At 45.3% G+C, this 16,298-nt stretch carries 13 protein-coding genes; 7 read left to right on the plus strand and 6 right to left on the minus strand.

From position 1 onward, the window contains the following. The first annotated feature begins 7 nt into the window (after positions 1 to 7). The 3 genes from H9W84_RS07590 (at position 8) to H9W84_RS07600 (ending at position 5,293) form a co-directional block, all read left to right on the plus strand. On the plus strand, positions 8 to 742 hold the full coding sequence (locus tag H9W84_RS07590; RefSeq protein WP_239742817.1) for a nitroreductase family protein: 735 nt from the start codon (positions 8 to 10) through the stop codon (positions 740 to 742). 107 nt (positions 743 to 849) lie between these two features. Further along, positions 850 to 3,732, plus strand: a complete 2,883-nt coding sequence (gene gcvP / locus H9W84_RS07595) for an aminomethyl-transferring glycine dehydrogenase (protein ID WP_239742819.1) — start codon at positions 850 to 852, stop codon at positions 3,730 to 3,732. A gap of 169 nt (positions 3,733 to 3,901) precedes the next feature. Continuing rightward, positions 3,902 to 5,293, plus strand: a complete 1,392-nt coding sequence (locus H9W84_RS07600) for a GntP family permease (RefSeq protein ID WP_239742821.1) — start codon at positions 3,902 to 3,904, stop codon at positions 5,291 to 5,293. Positions 5,294 to 5,383: 90 nt separating this feature from the next. Here the strand turns inward: H9W84_RS07600 and H9W84_RS07605 are convergent, their stop codons facing one another. The 3 genes from H9W84_RS07605 to H9W84_RS07615 all read right to left on the minus strand — a co-directional run bounded on the left by H9W84_RS07605 (position 5,384) and on the right by H9W84_RS07615 (position 7,762). Continuing rightward, the gene (locus tag H9W84_RS07605) at positions 5,384 to 6,595 is read right to left on the minus strand and encodes a ribonuclease D (RefSeq protein ID WP_239742823.1); all 1,212 of its coding nucleotides are present in this window, start codon (positions 6,593 to 6,595) and stop codon (positions 5,384 to 5,386) included. Positions 6,596 to 6,677: 82 nt separating this feature from the next. Then, positions 6,678 to 7,286: a recombination mediator RecR gene (gene recR, locus H9W84_RS07610; RefSeq protein WP_239742825.1), complete on the minus strand. Its 609-nt coding sequence runs from the start codon at positions 7,284 to 7,286 to the stop codon at positions 6,678 to 6,680. Positions 7,287 to 7,432: 146 nt separating this feature from the next. Continuing rightward, positions 7,433 to 7,762 (minus strand): YbaB/EbfC family nucleoid-associated protein, encoded by a 330-nt coding sequence (locus tag H9W84_RS07615; protein ID WP_007115923.1) that lies wholly within the window; start codon positions 7,760 to 7,762, stop codon positions 7,433 to 7,435. A 143-nt stretch (positions 7,763 to 7,905) separates the two neighbouring features. On the opposite strand from H9W84_RS07615, the gene H9W84_RS07620 reads away from it, so the two are divergent. Next, a complete protein-coding gene (locus H9W84_RS07620) occupies positions 7,906 to 8,670 on the plus strand; it encodes an NAD-dependent deacylase (RefSeq protein ID WP_239742827.1) in 765 nt (254 codons plus the stop codon). A 98-nt stretch (positions 8,671 to 8,768) separates the two neighbouring features. Here H9W84_RS07620 and H9W84_RS07625 read toward each other — a convergent pair whose 3' ends face one another. After that, a complete protein-coding gene (locus tag H9W84_RS07625; protein ID WP_239742829.1) occupies positions 8,769 to 10,010 on the minus strand; it encodes an O-succinylhomoserine sulfhydrylase in 1,242 nt (413 codons plus the stop codon). Positions 10,011 to 10,167: 157 nt separating this feature from the next. Between H9W84_RS07625 and H9W84_RS07630 the strand changes: the two genes are divergently transcribed. From H9W84_RS07630 to dusA, 3 genes are all read left to right on the plus strand, one after another. Further along, a complete protein-coding gene (locus tag H9W84_RS07630; RefSeq protein WP_239742831.1) occupies positions 10,168 to 11,880 on the plus strand; it encodes a phospholipase D family protein in 1,713 nt (570 codons plus the stop codon). Between the two features lie 299 nt (positions 11,881 to 12,179). After that, positions 12,180 to 13,502, plus strand: a complete 1,323-nt coding sequence (locus H9W84_RS07635; RefSeq protein ID WP_239742833.1) for an MFS transporter — start codon at positions 12,180 to 12,182, stop codon at positions 13,500 to 13,502. Positions 13,503 to 13,622: 120 nt separating this feature from the next. Beyond that, positions 13,623 to 14,591: a tRNA dihydrouridine(20/20a) synthase DusA gene (dusA, locus tag H9W84_RS07640; RefSeq protein WP_144917973.1), complete on the plus strand. Its 969-nt coding sequence runs from the start codon at positions 13,623 to 13,625 to the stop codon at positions 14,589 to 14,591. Between the two features lie 17 nt (positions 14,592 to 14,608). Here the strand turns inward: dusA and H9W84_RS07645 are convergent, their stop codons facing one another. Continuing rightward, complete coding sequence (locus H9W84_RS07645) at positions 14,609 to 15,343, minus strand: CPBP family intramembrane glutamic endopeptidase (RefSeq protein ID WP_227715593.1); 735 nt, start codon at positions 15,341 to 15,343, stop codon at positions 14,609 to 14,611. Positions 15,344 to 15,372: 29 nt separating this feature from the next. Beyond that, positions 15,373 to 16,296, minus strand: a complete 924-nt coding sequence (locus H9W84_RS07650) for an alpha/beta fold hydrolase (RefSeq protein ID WP_201666041.1) — start codon at positions 16,294 to 16,296, stop codon at positions 15,373 to 15,375. Positions 16,297 to 16,298: the final 2 nt, after the last annotated feature.

The raw sequence follows: 16,298 nt of genomic DNA on the forward strand, positions 1-16,298 counted from the left end.
AGCTGCTATGTCAACACTTACCCCGCTTGCTGACCCAAAACAAGCCAGTTTTTATGAGGTGGTGAGCACTCGCCGTTCGGTACGACGCTTTACCAAAACGCCCATCAGTGATGAGGTGCTCAATGCTTGTCTTGATATGGCGATGTTAGCGCCTAGCTCAAGTAATTTACAGCCTTGGCAATTTTTTGTGATTGAATCAGAAGAAAAGCGCCAAAAAACTGTGACTTATTGTATGAGCCAAAATGCAGCAAAAACCGCCAATAAGCTGATTGTCGTGGTCGCTCGCACTGACACGTGGCGTCAACATGCCAAAGACAATATCAAGTATTTTCCTGTCAAACCTGTACCAAAACCCGTGCAAGATTATTATGGCAAGCTCATTCCGCTGACCATGACGCGCGGTGTGATGAATGTGTTCACCCCTACTAAGTGGGCGCTGACCCAAGCCACTCGTAAAGTCAGAGGTGCGATGGTTGACCCCATCTATGATGCTGACGATCTCAAAAACTGGGCGCTCATTAGCACCTCACTGGCTGCCGAGAATTTGATGCTTGCCTTGCGTGCCCACGGTTTTGATAGTTGTCCCATGGGAGGATTTGATGAGCCACAACTCAAAAAATTGCTTGACCTCAATGAAGAGCAGCATATTTGCATGGTAATTGCTGCCGGTGAGCGCGACGAACGTGGTATCTATAGTGAGCAATACCGTTTTGAGCGTGAGCGCTTTATCGTTAAGGTGTAATATCGTTAAAGTGTAATTTTTATCCATTCAACCGATGTTTGTCATGTTAGCCATGGCAAAACCTGCTATTTTTTTCAATGTTTTATCAGACGCTAAAGGAAACTTGAATGAGTCAACCGTCTTTTCAATCATTTGCTGATTTATTCCAATCATCAGAATTTATTCATCGTCATGTTGGTATTAGCCAAGATGAAAAAGAAGCGATGCTAAAAGCCGTCGGCGCTGACAGCATGGCAAGCTTTATTGAACAGACGGTGCCAGCTTCGGTACGTCTTAGCAAAGAGCTGGATTTACCCCTCAGTATGACTGAGCATGATGCCTTGGCAAAGTTGCGCGGTTTGGCGGATAAAATCAAGGTCAATAAAAGCTATATTGGCTTAGGCTATTATCCGACTCGCCTACCTGCCGTCATTGCGCGCAATGTGCTTGAAAACCCAGGCTGGTACACGGCTTATACCCCTTATCAAGCAGAGATTGCCCAGGGTCGTTTAGAGGCATTACTCAACTTCCAACAAGTTTGTATTGACTTATCAGGTCTTGAATTGGCGGGCGCAAGTTTGCTTGATGAAGCGACGGCGGCGGCTGAAGCGATGGCGATGGCAAAACGCGTGGGTAAAAGTAAATCTAACCAATTTTTTGTTGATAGCCGTATCTACCCACAAACCTTAGATGTCATCAAAACCCGTGCCAAGTATTTTGGTTGGGATATAGTGGTCGGTGATTTCGACGTTGCCAAACAGGGTGATTTCTTTGGCGCGATTTTCCAATACGTGGGCGCGCAAGGCGATGTGGTTGATTTAACTGATATCATCAGTGCAGTCAAAGCTAAAGGCACGCAGACAATCGTTGCCGCTGATGTGATGAGTCTGGTACTTCTTAAATCACCAGGTAGCATGGGTGCGGATGTGGCACTGGGTAATACCCAGCGTTTTGGCGTGCCGATGGGCTTTGGTGGTCCACACGCGGCTTATTTTGCCTTTAAAGACAGTGCCAAGCGCTCTGCCCCAGGTCGTATCATTGGCGTATCGGTGGATGCCCAAGGTAAACAAGCCTTGCGTATGGCACTACAAACCCGTGAGCAACATATCCGCCGCGAAAAAGCCAACTCAAATATTTGTACATCGCAAGTGCTGCTAGCCAATTTGGCTGGGATGTATGCGGTGTATCATGGTCCTGAAGGCATCAAACGTATCGCCACCCGCATTCATGCGTTAGCCAGTGCTTTTGCCCAAGCCATCAAACAAGCTGGCATGTCGATTGTGCATGAGCAGTTTTTTGATACCGTGTTGGTTAATACCGAAGGTCAAACTGAGCAAATTTATCAAAATGCCCTCAATATCGGCTATAACCTGCGCAAAGTAGACGATAACCATATCGCCATTGCCTTTAACGAAACCAGTGACGCAGCGGATTTTGGTGTACTCACGCAGTTATTTACAGGCGTAGCCGCTCAATTATCCGATGATATCAGCTTATCTTTGCCAGCATCATTGCTACGTACCGATGCGATTTTAACTCATCCTGTGTTTAATCGCTATCACACCGAACATGAAATGCTGCGTTATTTGAAAAAGCTAGAAAACAAAGACTTGGCGATGAATCACAGTATGATTTCGCTGGGTAGTTGTACCATGAAACTTAACGCCACTAGCGAAATGCTACCGATTACTTGGAATGAATTTGCCAATGTGCACCCATTTGCACCTCGTGAACAAGTGGGTGGCTATATTGAAATGATTGAAGGCTTACAAGAGCAACTCAAAGCCATCACAGGGTTTGACGCTATTTCTATGCAGCCAAACTCAGGCGCATCAGGCGAGTACGCAGGACTATTGGCGATTCGTCGTTATCATGAAAGCTTAGGTCAACCCAATCGTCATATCTGTCTGATTCCGCGCTCCGCACACGGCACCAATCCTGCCACGGCACAAATGATGGGGATGGAAGTCGTCGTGGTAGCCACCGATGAGCGTGGTAACGTTGATATTGCCGACTTGACTGAAAAAGCGGAAAAATACAGTGACAATTTGGGCGCCTTGATGATTACCTACCCTTCGACGCACGGTGTGTTTGAAGAAGGTATCCGTGATATCTGCAACTTGATTCATCAACACGGCGGTCAAGTGTATATGGATGGCGCTAACATGAACGCGCAGGTCAGCATGATGCAACCTGCGGATGTCGGTGCTGACGTCCTACACATGAATTTGCACAAAACTTTCTGTATTCCACACGGCGGCGGCGGTCCTGGCATGGGTCCTATCGGCATGAAATCACATTTGGCGCCTTTTATTGCCAACCACGTCGTATCTGCGGTGCCCAATGCCCAAGATGGCATGAGTGCGGTATCGGCTGCCCCGTTTGGTTCAGCCAGCATCTTGCCTATCTCATGGATGTATATCACCATGATGGGTCGTGATGGCTTGGTGCAAGCGACAGAAGCTGCGCTATTAAATGCCAATTACACCGCTATGAAATTAAAAGACCATTACCCCGTGCTTTATAGTGGTGAAAACGGTCGCGTCGCCCATGAATGTATCATTGACATCCGCCCACTAAAAGCCGAAACAGGTATCACCGAAGTTGATATCGCCAAACGCTTAATGGATTACGGGTTTCATGCGCCTACCATGTCTTTCCCCGTGGCAGGTACTTTGATGATTGAGCCGACTGAGTCGGAAAGCAAAGAAGAGCTAGACCGCTTTATCTCAGCCTTAATTCAAATCAAAGCTGAGGCGATGAAAGTTAAAAACGGCGAGTGGCCAGCAGATAACAACCCACTGGTGAACGCACCACACACCGCGCAAGTGGTAACCGGTGACTGGGATCGTCCATACAGCCGTGAAGAAGCCGCCTATCCACTTGCCTATGTACGTGACAATAAGTTTTGGCCATCGGTGAGCCGTATCGATGATGTGTATGGCGACAAAAACTTAATCTGTTCTTGCCCCGATATCTCAAGCTATGAGAATGGTGAAATCGCAGAGTAAACCTCAATCAATACTTACCGTATTTATTACAAAAGCCATGCAAAAATGTGTGGCTTTTTGCTATAAAGCCAATTGCGAGTCAAAAGAATTCTGTTATGATGCAGGGGACTCAAAAAAATTGTAATCACTACGCGTGACTTTAAACCCATAATAAGTCAAGGATGACATTATGTTTAGTACCATTGCGATTATTATTTCGCTATTTCTATTAATGTATTTTGCCTATCGCGGCTATTCTGTATTAATTTTAGCGCCCTTGATGGCAACCCTAGCGGTGGCGCTATCAGGCGATATTCTAAGCTCACTACCTATCTATACCACCGTTTTTATGAAAGCGTTGAGTGGCTTTCTATTGAAGTTTTTTCCCATATTTTTGCTCGGGGCGGTGTTTGGTCAGCTCATGGCAGACTCTGGGGCTGCCACAGCGATTGCCAGAACGGTGGTTAGTAAATTAGGCGCGAATAAAGCCATACTGGCTGTGGTTTTGGTCTGTGCGATTTTAACCTATGGCGGTGTGTCGCTGTTTGTGGTGGCTTTTGCCATTTATCCGATTGCTAAAGATTTGTTCAAGTCAGCAGGGGTGCCAAAAAGGCTAATTCCAGGGGCGATTGCGTTAGGGTCATTTACCTTTACTATGACAGCGTTACCCGGGACACCGGCCATCCAAAACGCCATTCCCATTCCCTATTATGGTACCAATGCCTTTGCTGCACCCATACTGGGTATTATTGGTTCGCTTGTGATGTTTGGCTTGGGCATGCTGTGGCTGCAACGACGCGCCCATAGCGCCAAAACGGCTGGCGAAGGATATGGTATTCATGAAGATGATGAGCTGCACGCTGATAACCTAGACCCCCATCACACCTCTTTTATGGTGGCGATGATTCCTTTGGTATTGGTCATCGGCATCAATGCCTTGTTAACGTATGCGGTTTTTCCGAGTATGGATTTCTCTGCACTGCAAACGCAGTTTAAAGACTTGGATATAAAAGGTGCTTTGGGACTTTGGTCAATCATTATCGCTTTAGTCACCGCGATTATTGCCTTGATTGTGCTGCGTTTGGGCAAATGGACGAACTTGCAACACAGTCTTAATAAAGGCACTTACAGCTCCATGTTGCCTATTTTTAATACAGGCTCAGAAGTCGGTTATGGTGCGGTGATTGCGACATTGGCGGGGTTTGCGGTGTTACGAGATAGCGTATTAAATCTATCGCCCAATAACCCATTAATCTCAGAAGCCGTGGCTATGACCACCTTAGCGGGCATCACCGGTTCTTCTTCTGGCGGCTTGAGTATCGCGCTGCCCATTTTAGGCAAAGAATATTTGGCGCAGGCGGTGGCGCATGGCATCGATCCTGAATTATTGCATCGGGTCGCGGTGATGGCAGCAGGTGGCTTAGACACGCTACCCCATAGTGGTGCGGTGATTACGTTATTTGCCATTTGCCATTTGACCCATAAGCAATCTTATAAAGATGTCGCCATAGTGACGATGGCAATTCCGCTGATTGCGGTGACGGTGGTGATTGCTTTGGGTACCATGCTGGGTTCGTTTTAAGCGGTTTATTTTTAACCTGTTTATTTTTAATCGGTTTATTTTTAAGCCATTTAGTAGTAAAAAATCCCAATCAGTGTTGGGATTTTTTATTTATTCAGTGGTCGTTTCATGCTCGCTAGATGCCGAGTTATTGGCAATCACCGTATCTAAAATGGGTAAAATCTCTGCCATAATCCACGCTTTGCGCCAGCCACTCAGCCAAGGGCTCAATGCCGGTTTTTCTGCTGCGACAGCATAAGCATACAGCTCTGACAGCCATTTTTTTCGCATCAATACTGTCTCATCAATTGACAAGGTTTGCCCATGCTGTTTGATGGCTTTATCCAGTTGTTTTTGCACATCGCTAGACAGACTGCGATAGGGTAAAGGCAATAGAGCTGGATAGGCTGCGTCATCTTCTTTACGTACCTTATCAATCAGCGTCAAAATCTCTTGCCCATACATGCGAATCACATTGGGCTTGATACTGGTAAAACTTAGCTGCTTCATGCTAAAAGGCGGTTTTTCGACGATTTCACGGAGCGCCTGCGGGCGCAGGATAAAAGTGCGTGGTCTATTGATTGATTTGGCAAGTTGTTCGCGCCATTCGCACAGAGTTTGCAGCATGGCGAGTTGCTCGCGATTATCGCGGTAATCAGCCACACTCAAGTACAAAGCGTTATCAGGCATGCTAAAGTTGGCAAAAATTTCTTGGGTATAGCTTTGGCAGTCTTCAACCGCATATTGCCATAAACCTTGCTCGGTCAACTGTGTCTTGATGGCCGCAAACATCGGCAATAAGTAACGCACATCGTCTACCGCATAGCTTTCTTGCTCAGGTGTTAATGGGCGCTGCAACCAATCTGATTGGCTTTCACCTTTATCTACATGCACAGCAATTGTTTCTTGCAGCGATTTTTGATAGCCAAGCGAATTTTCACCGGTCAAAAAACCCAAACCAATTTGGGTATCAAACACATTGCGCAGCGCAGGCAAGTTGGAGAGTAAATAATAAATCCCCAAATCTTCGCCACACGCATGTAACACCACGGTGGGTATATCCGCTAACACTTCCCAAAACTCTTCTAAATACAGCTTGGGCGCGTCAATCAAATAAATCGCCTCACCCGTATTGATTTGGATCAGCGCAAGAATGGGAAAAAAAGTGTCGCGCTTGATGAACTCAGTGTCTAACGCAATGGTATCGACTTGCTCTAGGTCATCGAGCAGGGCAAAAAGCGCGTCCTGAGTTTTTACCCAATGGATTGGCAAGTCATGAAGTTGTTGTAATTGGGCTGGGCTTAACGGATTTTGGATGAGCATAACTTGGGTCTTGTGGACGGATAATTTAAGCGTATTTTATGATGAATCTAAGATTTTGTCTTGTCAAACTGATGAAAATATTTTATAACCGTCCACGATTTTGCAGGGCTTGACCCAGTGTCATACTATCTAAATACTCAAGCTCGCCGCCCATCGGAATTCCTTGGGCAATCCGGCTGATATGAGTGACGTAAGGCTTGACCGCTTCACTGATAAAATGCGCGGTGGTTTGCCCTTCTACAGTGGTACTGGTTGCCAAGATGATTTCTTCTACGGGAGTTTGCGCGGCTTGGTGTTGCTTTAACAGCCCAATCAGCTGATTGATGCCGAGCTGCTCGACACCAATGCCATCAATGGGTGATAAATGCCCGCCAAGCACAAAGTATTTACCGTTAAAATTGGCGGTTTGCTCGATTGCCATCATGTCTGCTGCCGTCTCTACGATACAAAGCACGCGCTCATTGCGGCGCGGATCGCTACATATCGGGCAAATATCTTCATCTGATAAACCACGGCATACTTGGCATTGTTTGATATCATGCATCGCCACAATCAAGGCTTCGCCCAGTGCTTGACCTTGCGGGCGCTTATAGCTAAGCAAATGCAGTGCCATGCGCTGGGCAGATTTGGGTCCGACCCCAGGTAGTACTTTGAGTTGTTTTACAAGTTCATCAAATTTTGGCGTAAGCATAGGCGCATTCTTATAAAAATGATAAAAAATAAAAAAAGCTGACAATCAATTATCAGCTTTTTATGGGGGTTTGCCTGCCTAATCGCAAGGCAATTTTCCACTATTTTATAGCGCTACTTTATAACCATAGTATAGTCCTAATGGGTTTAAAATAAACCATTCATGCCGGGTGGTAAACCCATGCCATTGGTGGCACTCGCCATTTCAGTCTCGTGTAGTTCATCGGCCTGACGCACGGCATCATTGATAGCAGCCGCAATCAAATCTTCAATCATATCAGGGTCGTCTTGCAGTAGGCTTGGATCGATTGATAAACGTTTGACCACATGGCGACCATTCATGGTGACTTTCACTAAGCCACTACCCGCTTCGGCATGCACTTCTTTTTCTGCCAATTTTTTCTTGGCATTTTCAACGTTTTTTTCGACTTGCTTTTGCATCATTTGCGCTTGTTGCATGAGGGCTTGTAAGTTCATGAGTGTTCCTGTTTGTTTCTAATGTTGGTGGCTCATTGTAGCGAATTTGACCGCAAACTGTCTATTGCTAATCGTTAGCCCAAATTTTTAACATACAACTGCTAATCTAAAATTACTCACATAAAAAAACTATGACTATTACTATGACAACAACTACACCCGCATCGCTAGAGGTCGCTCTCTATAAAGCCGCTGATGTTATTAAATGCGCCCAAAATATTGCCATCCTGACAGGGGCAGGCGTCTCGGCTGAAAGTGGCATTTCGACTTTTCGGGATAAACTTACCGGACTTTGGCAACAATACCAAGCCGAATATTTGGTGAGTGTTCAAGCATTTGAAAATGAGCCTGCATTGGTGTGGCAATGGCACCAATGGTGGCGTGGACAAATCGCCGATAAACAGCCCAATCCTGCCCATTTTGCCTTAGGTGAATGGCAAGCATTGGCAAAAGAGCAAGGCAAAACTTGGACGCTGTTTAGCCAAAATGTCGACAATCTGCATGAGCAAGGCGGTGCCACGGTGGCAAAACTGCATGGGGATTTGGCCAAAAATCGTTGTCATGATTGCGGCAAACCGTATACCAAAGCGATTGCTATCACAGACACTGAGTTAAAGCATTGTGAATGCGGCGGTTTGATTCGCCCGGATATTGTGTGGTTTGGCGAGATGTTGCCCCAGGAGGCTTGGCAAACAGCAGAAACGGCAACGCTCAATTGCGACGTATTGGTGAGTATCGGCACATCAAGCGTGGTCTATCCTGCGGCGGGCTTGATTGATTTGGCAAAACAACAGGGTGCAACCGTCATCGAGATTAATCCCAATCCGACCCAGAACCCAGCGGTTGACATCGTGTTACCCGACAACGCGGGAAAAATATTGCCGTTGCTGGTCAATGCGCTGAAATAAAAAAGTTAGATAAAAAAGCGCAATAAAACAGTGACATAAAAAAGCCAGTAAATTTTGCTACTGGCTTTTGGGTTCTGGCTAGTGGCTTTGGGTTTATATCAGGCGAGTGTATCCAAACCGCGTTTTAAATCAGCGATAATATCATCGACATCTTCAAGCCCCACCGAGAAGCGAATTAAGCCTTCGCTCACGCCTGCCTCGATTCTTGCTTCAGGTGTCATGCGAAAATGCGTCGTCGTCGCAGGATGGGTAATGGTGCTTTTGGCATCACCTAGGTTATTGGTAATCGAAATCATGTTGGTACTATCGATAACATGCCAGGCTGCCGCTTGGTCAGCCACCTCAAAGCCAATAATGGCGCCAAACGCACCGCCTTGTACATTTTTGAGTGCCGTGTGTTGGCGTTTGGCGATGTCATGGGATGGGTGATCGGGCAACCCTGAAAAATGCACTTTGCTGACTTTTGGGTGATTGTGCAAAAATTTAGCGATTTGATTGGCATTTTCGCAGTGGGCTTTCATACGTAGCGACAAGGTTTCTAGACCCTTTAGCAACACCCACGCATTAAATGGCGATAGACTAATCCCGCCGGTACGCACTACCCCAAAGGCTTTTTCCATTAATTCATCGTTGCCGACCAATGCACCGCCTAGCACACGGCCTTGACCGTCAATATATTTACTGGCGGAATGCAATACCACATCCGCACCCAACATCAAAGGTTTTTGAATGGCGGGGGTTGCAAAGCAGTTATCGACGATTAATAGCGCATCGTGATCATGCGCCAGCCTTGATAAAAAGCTTAAATCGGCAATTTGCGCCAAAGGATTGGAGGGGCTTTCGCAGTACAGCACCTTGGTATTTGGCTGCATCGCGTTTTGCCAAGCGTCATTGTCAAAGCAGTCGACATAACTCACCTCGACGCCAAACGCTTTAAAGTAGGTATCAAACAGGGCGACGGATGAGCCAAATAATTGCTTGGCTGCTAGCAGATGGTCACCGGCTTGCAAGTACGCCAAACACATGGTCAAAATCGCGCCCATGCCTGATGCGGTTGCAACGCAGCGCTCGCCTTCCTCTAAAGCTGCCAATCTACGCTCAAAAGCGCGCACCGTCGGATTGGTATGGCGCGAGTAGACATTGCCTTTTTTATTACCATTAAAATGGTCGGCGGCATCGGCGGCATTGTTGTATACGTAGGAGCTGGTGGTAAAAATCGCTTCGTTATGTTCGCCTTCATCGGTACGGTGGTAACCGCCCCGCACGGCGATGGTTTGGTCGGCATAGTCTAGGCTTAAATCAAGTGCATCACTTTGCCAGTTGGGGTCTAATTGGGTCATAATGTTACATCTTTTGTGCATCAAATAAATTATGATAGCATAAGTTGGATTTGACGGTGGCTTTCAAGTCAGTATTTTATGCAAAAACGCCATGACAACCAACTTTTCTTAGGTGAGTGCCACGTTAATCAGTGATTTTTTTAAAAGGATTCAGGCTTTGGTAGCAGCATTTTATTCATCATCTGTTGGCTTTGTCAGATTAGTGTTGGTCACCTTGGTATCGCAAAAACTCACGCCCAAGATTGTGACATTTTGCTTGCCATTGCTATTTACGCTGCTACTTACGCTACTTACCGCTTGCCAAATGCTGCCGAACAACCCTCATATCGCCGCTACGCCAACTGTACCAACGCAGCTGACAGGTGCGCAAAAATTTTCCGAAAAATCGCGTACACAAGGTCATTATTTAATCAGCCGTATCAGTGCCAGCAAAAACCCCTCACCAAGCAAATTTTCCGGTTATTATCCGCTGATTGATAGCAGTGATGCGTTCGCCTCACGCAGTATTTTGACCGAAATGGCTCAGCAAACCATTGATATCCAATACTATATTTGGCACAACGATGCAGCAGGGCAATTGATGCTTAAAGACTTGTACCAAGCCGCCAATCGGGGTGTCAAAGTACGACTGTTACTCGATGATTTAAACACCAATCCTGAACTTGACCAACAGCTGCTTGCCTTTGCTGCGCATGCTAATATCCAAGTGCGATTGATTAACCCCAAAGTGGTGCGCGGCTTTACCCCCGCCAATTTTGTGGTAGCACTGCCCCGCTACCAACGCCGCATGCACAATAAAAGCATGACCTTTGACCGCCAGTTATCCATCATTGGTGGGCGCAATATTGGCGATGAATATCTGCGTAAAGATAGCATTGCTGAGTTTGCTGATTTGGATGTTTTGCTTGCCGGCAAAGTGGTCAACCAAATCAATGAGAGTTTTGAAGATTATTGGGATAGTCCTCTATCGTATGATATCGAGCGTTTGGTCAAACCCTCAAAAAACCCCGATCGTAATAAAAGCGATGAGCCATTTTTGGGGACTTTGACCGCGATTGCACCGATCAACAGCCAGTCCCATCTGCATAAAAGCTCGCAACTTTATCGGGTACAAAATGGCGCAATAGTTGACAAACAACTGTATAACAAAAAAATCCAATTTCGTTGGCAACCAATGCAGTTTTTGGCAGATGATGTCAAAAAACTACTCAACCAAGATGATAAAGATAGCCGATTGGTATCCAAGCTTCGGGCACGTATTGGCACCCCAAAACAGCAATTGACCATTGTCTCATCGTATTTTGTACCCACTGACTTGGGCGTGCTGCAACTGAGCAAACTCATGGAAAACGGGGTAAAAATCAATATTTTTACCAACTCGTATGAATCAACCGATGTGCCTATCGTGCATTCTGGGTATAACGTGGCACGCGTGCCGATGCTCAAAGCAGGAATTGGACTGTATGAGCTAAAATCCTCTGCCGATGCAGACTTTCGCCGCAAAAAACGTAGCTTATATCGCAGTAAATACAGCACCAGTTTGCATACCAAAGCTTTTGCCGTGGATGACAAATATACTTTTATCGGTTCTTACAATGTGGATCCGCGCTCTGCCAATATAAATACTGAGCTTGGTGTGCTGATTGAAGATAAAGCGCTTACCAAATCCTTCCATAATACGTTCGATAACTCCATGCTCAATGTCAGTTACCGCGTGCATCTTAAGGATAATGAACAACTGACGTGGCAAACCCATGATGATAAAACCAATAAAAAGCTTATCACTTTGGATAAAGAGCCGCACATGACGTTTGTAAATGGACTTTGGCTAAAGATTTTTTCGGCATTGCCATTTAAGCGCTTATTGTAAGCAGCTATATTACAAAAAACACACATTTTTGGTAGTAAAAATAGTACCAAAATCACTATAGTATGCGGTTTCAAAAAGTAATATATCTCAACTGTTAAATCATGACGTTTGCTTGTAGTATTTATTTAAATAATTAAATTTATTACAGTTTTGATAAATTACTGTTCAATTTTTCAAGTGATTCAATTTATCGGATGAATACTGACGAATTTAATTTTTTAGCACGTTAAACAACCTATTTTTCCATTGATTATAAAGCTTGCAAACCTTTAGCCAGCTTCTAGGTAATATTGTCGACTATGCCATTTTTTCATGATGCCAACGAAGAAATTAGGGATTTAAATCGCTACGAAAAAAACGTGGTGTATTTAACGATTTTTGGGGCTTTTTTTGCTTCCTTTGATTTTACGATTTATTTTTATTTTAATGATAGTATCAATCAAGCTTTTTTCCCAGAAAATATACCTGAGTCGTTAAAGTCGATTTGTTTTTTGCTGCTGATTTTAGCCGGTTACATGTCAAGACCGCTAGGCGGTTTGATATTGGGTGATATCGGCGATCGTTATGGCAGAAAACCTGTGTTGCTGTATAGTTTGCTGTTGGTGGGTGCGTCTGGTTTAGTGATTGCCTGTTTGCCTACCTATCATCATATCGGTGTGGCAGCGATTGTTCTCATGCTATTATTGCGTTTAATTCAAGGCTTTGGCTATGGCGCTGAGGTGCCCGCTTCATGGGTATACATTGCTGAGCATATGCCACGGCGTCAATTAGGGTCAGTGTGTGGCGGTCTTATTAGTGCACTGATTTTGTCGACTTTGATGGGCAATATTTTAAGCTCCACGTTATCAAATATGCTCACCCCTACCCAGATGCAATCGTATGGTTGGCGTATTCCTTTTGTCCTCGCTAGTATCGGTACGCTATTTGCGGTGCTGTTACGAGCCAAGCTTGAAGAAACCCCGCTTTGGCTGATGGCTAAGTCTAAAAATCGCTTGGTTAAACGTCTGCCAATACGCCGAGCTATTATCAAATACCGTTATGGTACGGTGATGACGCTGGGTTTGTCTTGGTTTACCGCCAGTATTTATCTGACGATTTATTTGCTTTTGCCGATTTTGGGCATCCAGTTTTTTGATGTCGATACCAGTTTGATGATGATATCCAATGGAGTGGGTATTATCTTTGGTGGATTGGGGGCGTTAACCTATGGTTATTTTGCCGATCGTTTTAACTCAGGTCGTGTATTTACTTTAGGCTGTATATTTTTAAGCATTGCCAGTGTTATTTTCTTTGTTTCACTAAAAAACAGTAGCGAGTTACTACTGATTAACTATGCGATTTTAGGGTTTTTCTCTGGCGTGATTGGCTTAGTCCCAAGTATTTGTGTGCGTCTGTTTCCAGTGAGTGTACGCCTAAGTGGTATTAGCTTTACCTATAACGTGGCGTATGCATTGACAGGCGCATTATTGCCTGTGCTATTGGTTTATTTTTCACGTAAATTAATGCTTTCAAGCGCCTTGTATCTGGTGTTTGTCTGTGTGATTGGCATTATCATGGGTATGTTGTTGACTAATTTGCATGGTTTGTATCGCATGGAAGATAAGCGGCTGATGAATTCCTAAGCTTTTTCATCCCTGATAGTTGTTTTACCATCGCTTTTTTTAGTGCTTTCTTTGACAGATTAGCTATAGATTAGCCACTTGTTTGAATATTTGCCTATGACACTGCCTATAACCCTGCCTATGACCACAATGCAGCATAAACGATTGTCCACCGCACCGATGATTGATTGGAGTACACGCGATTACTGTTACTTTGCTCGATTATTCAATCCTTATACTTACCTTTATACTGAAATGATCAGTACCTCGGCGATATTGCAGGGAGATACAGACTATCAGCTGCGATTTTATCCCAATGAACATCCTTTGGTGCTTCAGCTTGGCGGCTCAAATCCTGACGAATTGGCGCGCTGTGCAAAAATCGGACAGGACTATGGTTACGATGAAATTAACCTAAATGTCGGCTGCCCGTCCGATCGGGTACAACATTACAAAATCGGGGCGTGCTTGATGGCAGAGCCCAAATTGGTGACAGATATTGTCTCTGCCATGCGTGATGCGGTGGATATTCCCATCACTGTCAAGCATCGTATTGGCATTGATAATTTTGATAGTTATGAGTTTATGGCGGATTTTGTAGATCATGTGGTGAAAGCAGGTTGTCAGCATGTCATCGTCCATGCGCGCACCGCTTGGCTACAAGGCTTAAGCCCTAAACAAAATCGTGAAATTCCGCCCCTTCGCTATGAGGATGTGTACCGCTTAAAGCAGGATTTTCCCGATGTATTTGTGGAAATCAATGGCGGTATCACCACTATTGATGAAATCAAAACCCATCTGACGAAAGTCGATGGTGTGATGATTGGGCGTGAAGCTTATCACAACCCTTATATTCTAGCCGAAGCCATGCAGCTGTGGGACGAGCCAGTACCTAGCCGAGCGGATATTTTTTATCAATTACTGGATTTTTTGGCAGCCAGTGACGCGCGTGGCACACCATTGACGGTCATTATGCGCCATTATTTAGGCTTGTTTCAAGGATTGACAGGCAGTCGTAAATGGCGTCAGGCACTTAGCGGGCAAAAATCCCTCTCGGTTGCCCAAGTTCGTGAAGCGGGTGAAGCGGTTTTGGCGTTAAATGCGGGTTAAAAGTTAGCTAAAAAAGACTAACTGTATAAATACTGCCACATCGCCAAGCCATTATTCATCATATGCAACACCACAGGCAATAACAGTGACCCTGACATGATACGCCCATAGCTAAATAACATCGCTAGACAAAAAATCCCCAACAACTCGACCACCCCGTATTGCATATGAATCACCGCAAATACAATACTGGTCAGCACACTGGCACCCCACATACCGAGCTTTGAGCTGGCAAGCCCTGTCCACATAAACCCGCGAAATATCACTTCTTCATAAATCGGCGCAAATACCACCATCGCCAGCACAAGCAGCCACCTTGGATGTGCGGACTCGGCAAGATTGTCCATAAACATCATGGGCTCGCGACCCAGCCAGACGGTGACTAGATTAATGATAACATTTAGCACAATCAACAGCGCGCCGCATTGTAACAACTGATACCAAGTAAAGGATTTAAGGGCAAGATAATCTTTGACACGGCTGTTTTTGAATCGAATAAACAAATAAACGCAGCCTATCACCATGGCTAAGGTAAAGCCTAACGATAGACTCATTAACGTGCCGTTTTCACTGCCCTGCAACACTTTTTCAGCGATATCCAAATCTGCTGCATCTTGTAGCACCCATGGTGCAAATAACACCACGCCCATCAATTGACTGGCAAAAAACACCGCCAATAACACCATAGATAGCACAATGGTCTTTGGCAAATCATAGATGGGGGTGCTAGGCTGTAACGATAAATTTTGCACATTAAACCTTTGAATGGCTATTGGTTTTGTTACTGGATATCATGATTGACTGAGTAAATAAGCGCTTTGATTCGTTCAAACGTACTGGCTGGGTATTCTAGCGGGAACATGTGCCCCCCTTCATGCACTTCAAAATCAATGCCCATACGCTGTTTGACCAGCGCAGGAAACCCGCGTTTGAAAAACAGGCTATCTTTACCAATTATTTGCTTGGCAGGGACAGCCGGCGGATGGTTAGGTTTTTGCCAGTAAAGTGAGGGATTAGTGCGAAACACCGCTACTTCCACCGCTTTTGGAATGGTAAGCGTCACTTGCCCATCTGCCGTATCAGTCAAGCCATAACGAATAAAATCATTAAAACAGCGCTCATCAAAGTGTCGATAGAATGCTTTATGTCGCAGATGCTCGTAGGCAACTTCACGGCTTGGCCAGATGTCACGGCGATGGCTTGATAGACCTGCAGGCGTGAGCCTATCTACCAACCGTGGGCTAAAGCGTTTTGCCCAATGTAGTGCCATTGAATAGTAGCCATGAATGAGCGGTGGGTCTAAGGCAATCACTTGGCTAAATAGCTCGGGCGCCTCATAGCTGGCTTGCAGTGTGCACAATGCGCCAAGCGAATGCCCTAGTCCGATGACCTTGGTTTGCCCGCGCGCGCTTAGGTGCGCTTGAATGCTATCAATCACTTGTTGGGTCAGTTTTTGCCAATGATTATCAACCGGATAACGCGGGTCAATCCCTAACGCTGGGATATAGACAATATCAAATTCATCACTCAGCAAATCAAACAGATATTGATAGGTTCGCGATGGAATACCATTGGCATGCGCGAAGTGTATCAGCGGTTTTTGCCCTGTCACTTCTATCGCTGTTATCCCCTCTATGCCTGTCGCTAGCGTTGGGGCAGAGGGCAAACCATTGGCTAATGGATGCTGACTCGTCTCAGATGACATGG

Source organism: Moraxella tetraodonis, from assembly GCF_022359095.1.
Classification (GTDB): Bacteria; Pseudomonadota; Gammaproteobacteria; order Pseudomonadales; family Moraxellaceae; genus Faucicola; species Faucicola tetraodonis.

What these genes read in the sequence shown, in the direction of transcription:
- H9W84_RS07590 (WP_239742817.1), top strand. Translation starts at nt 8, where the DNA reads ATGTCAACACTTACCCCGCTTGCTGACCCAAAACAAGCCAGTTTTTAT.
- gcvP (WP_239742819.1), top strand. Translation starts at nt 850, where the DNA reads ATGAGTCAACCGTCTTTTCAATCATTTGCTGATTTATTCCAATCATCA.
- H9W84_RS07600 (WP_239742821.1), top strand. Translation starts at nt 3,902, where the DNA reads ATGTTTAGTACCATTGCGATTATTATTTCGCTATTTCTATTAATGTAT.
- H9W84_RS07605 (WP_239742823.1), bottom strand. Translation starts at nt 6,595, where the DNA reads ATGCTCATCCAAAATCCGTTAAGCCCAGCCCAATTACAACAACTTCAT.
- recR (WP_239742825.1), bottom strand. Translation starts at nt 7,286, where the DNA reads ATGCTTACGCCAAAATTTGATGAACTTGTAAAACAACTCAAAGTACTA.
- H9W84_RS07615 (WP_007115923.1), bottom strand. Translation starts at nt 7,762, where the DNA reads ATGAACTTACAAGCCCTCATGCAACAAGCGCAAATGATGCAAAAGCAA.
- H9W84_RS07620 (WP_239742827.1), top strand. Translation starts at nt 7,906, where the DNA reads ATGACAACAACTACACCCGCATCGCTAGAGGTCGCTCTCTATAAAGCC.
- H9W84_RS07625 (WP_239742829.1), bottom strand. Translation starts at nt 10,010, where the DNA reads ATGACCCAATTAGACCCCAACTGGCAAAGTGATGCACTTGATTTAAGC.
- H9W84_RS07635 (WP_239742833.1), top strand. Translation starts at nt 12,180, where the DNA reads ATGCCATTTTTTCATGATGCCAACGAAGAAATTAGGGATTTAAATCGC.
- dusA (WP_144917973.1), top strand. Translation starts at nt 13,623, where the DNA reads ATGACCACAATGCAGCATAAACGATTGTCCACCGCACCGATGATTGAT.
- H9W84_RS07650 (WP_201666041.1), bottom strand. Translation starts at nt 16,296, where the DNA reads ATGTCATCTGAGACGAGTCAGCATCCATTAGCCAATGGTTTGCCCTCT.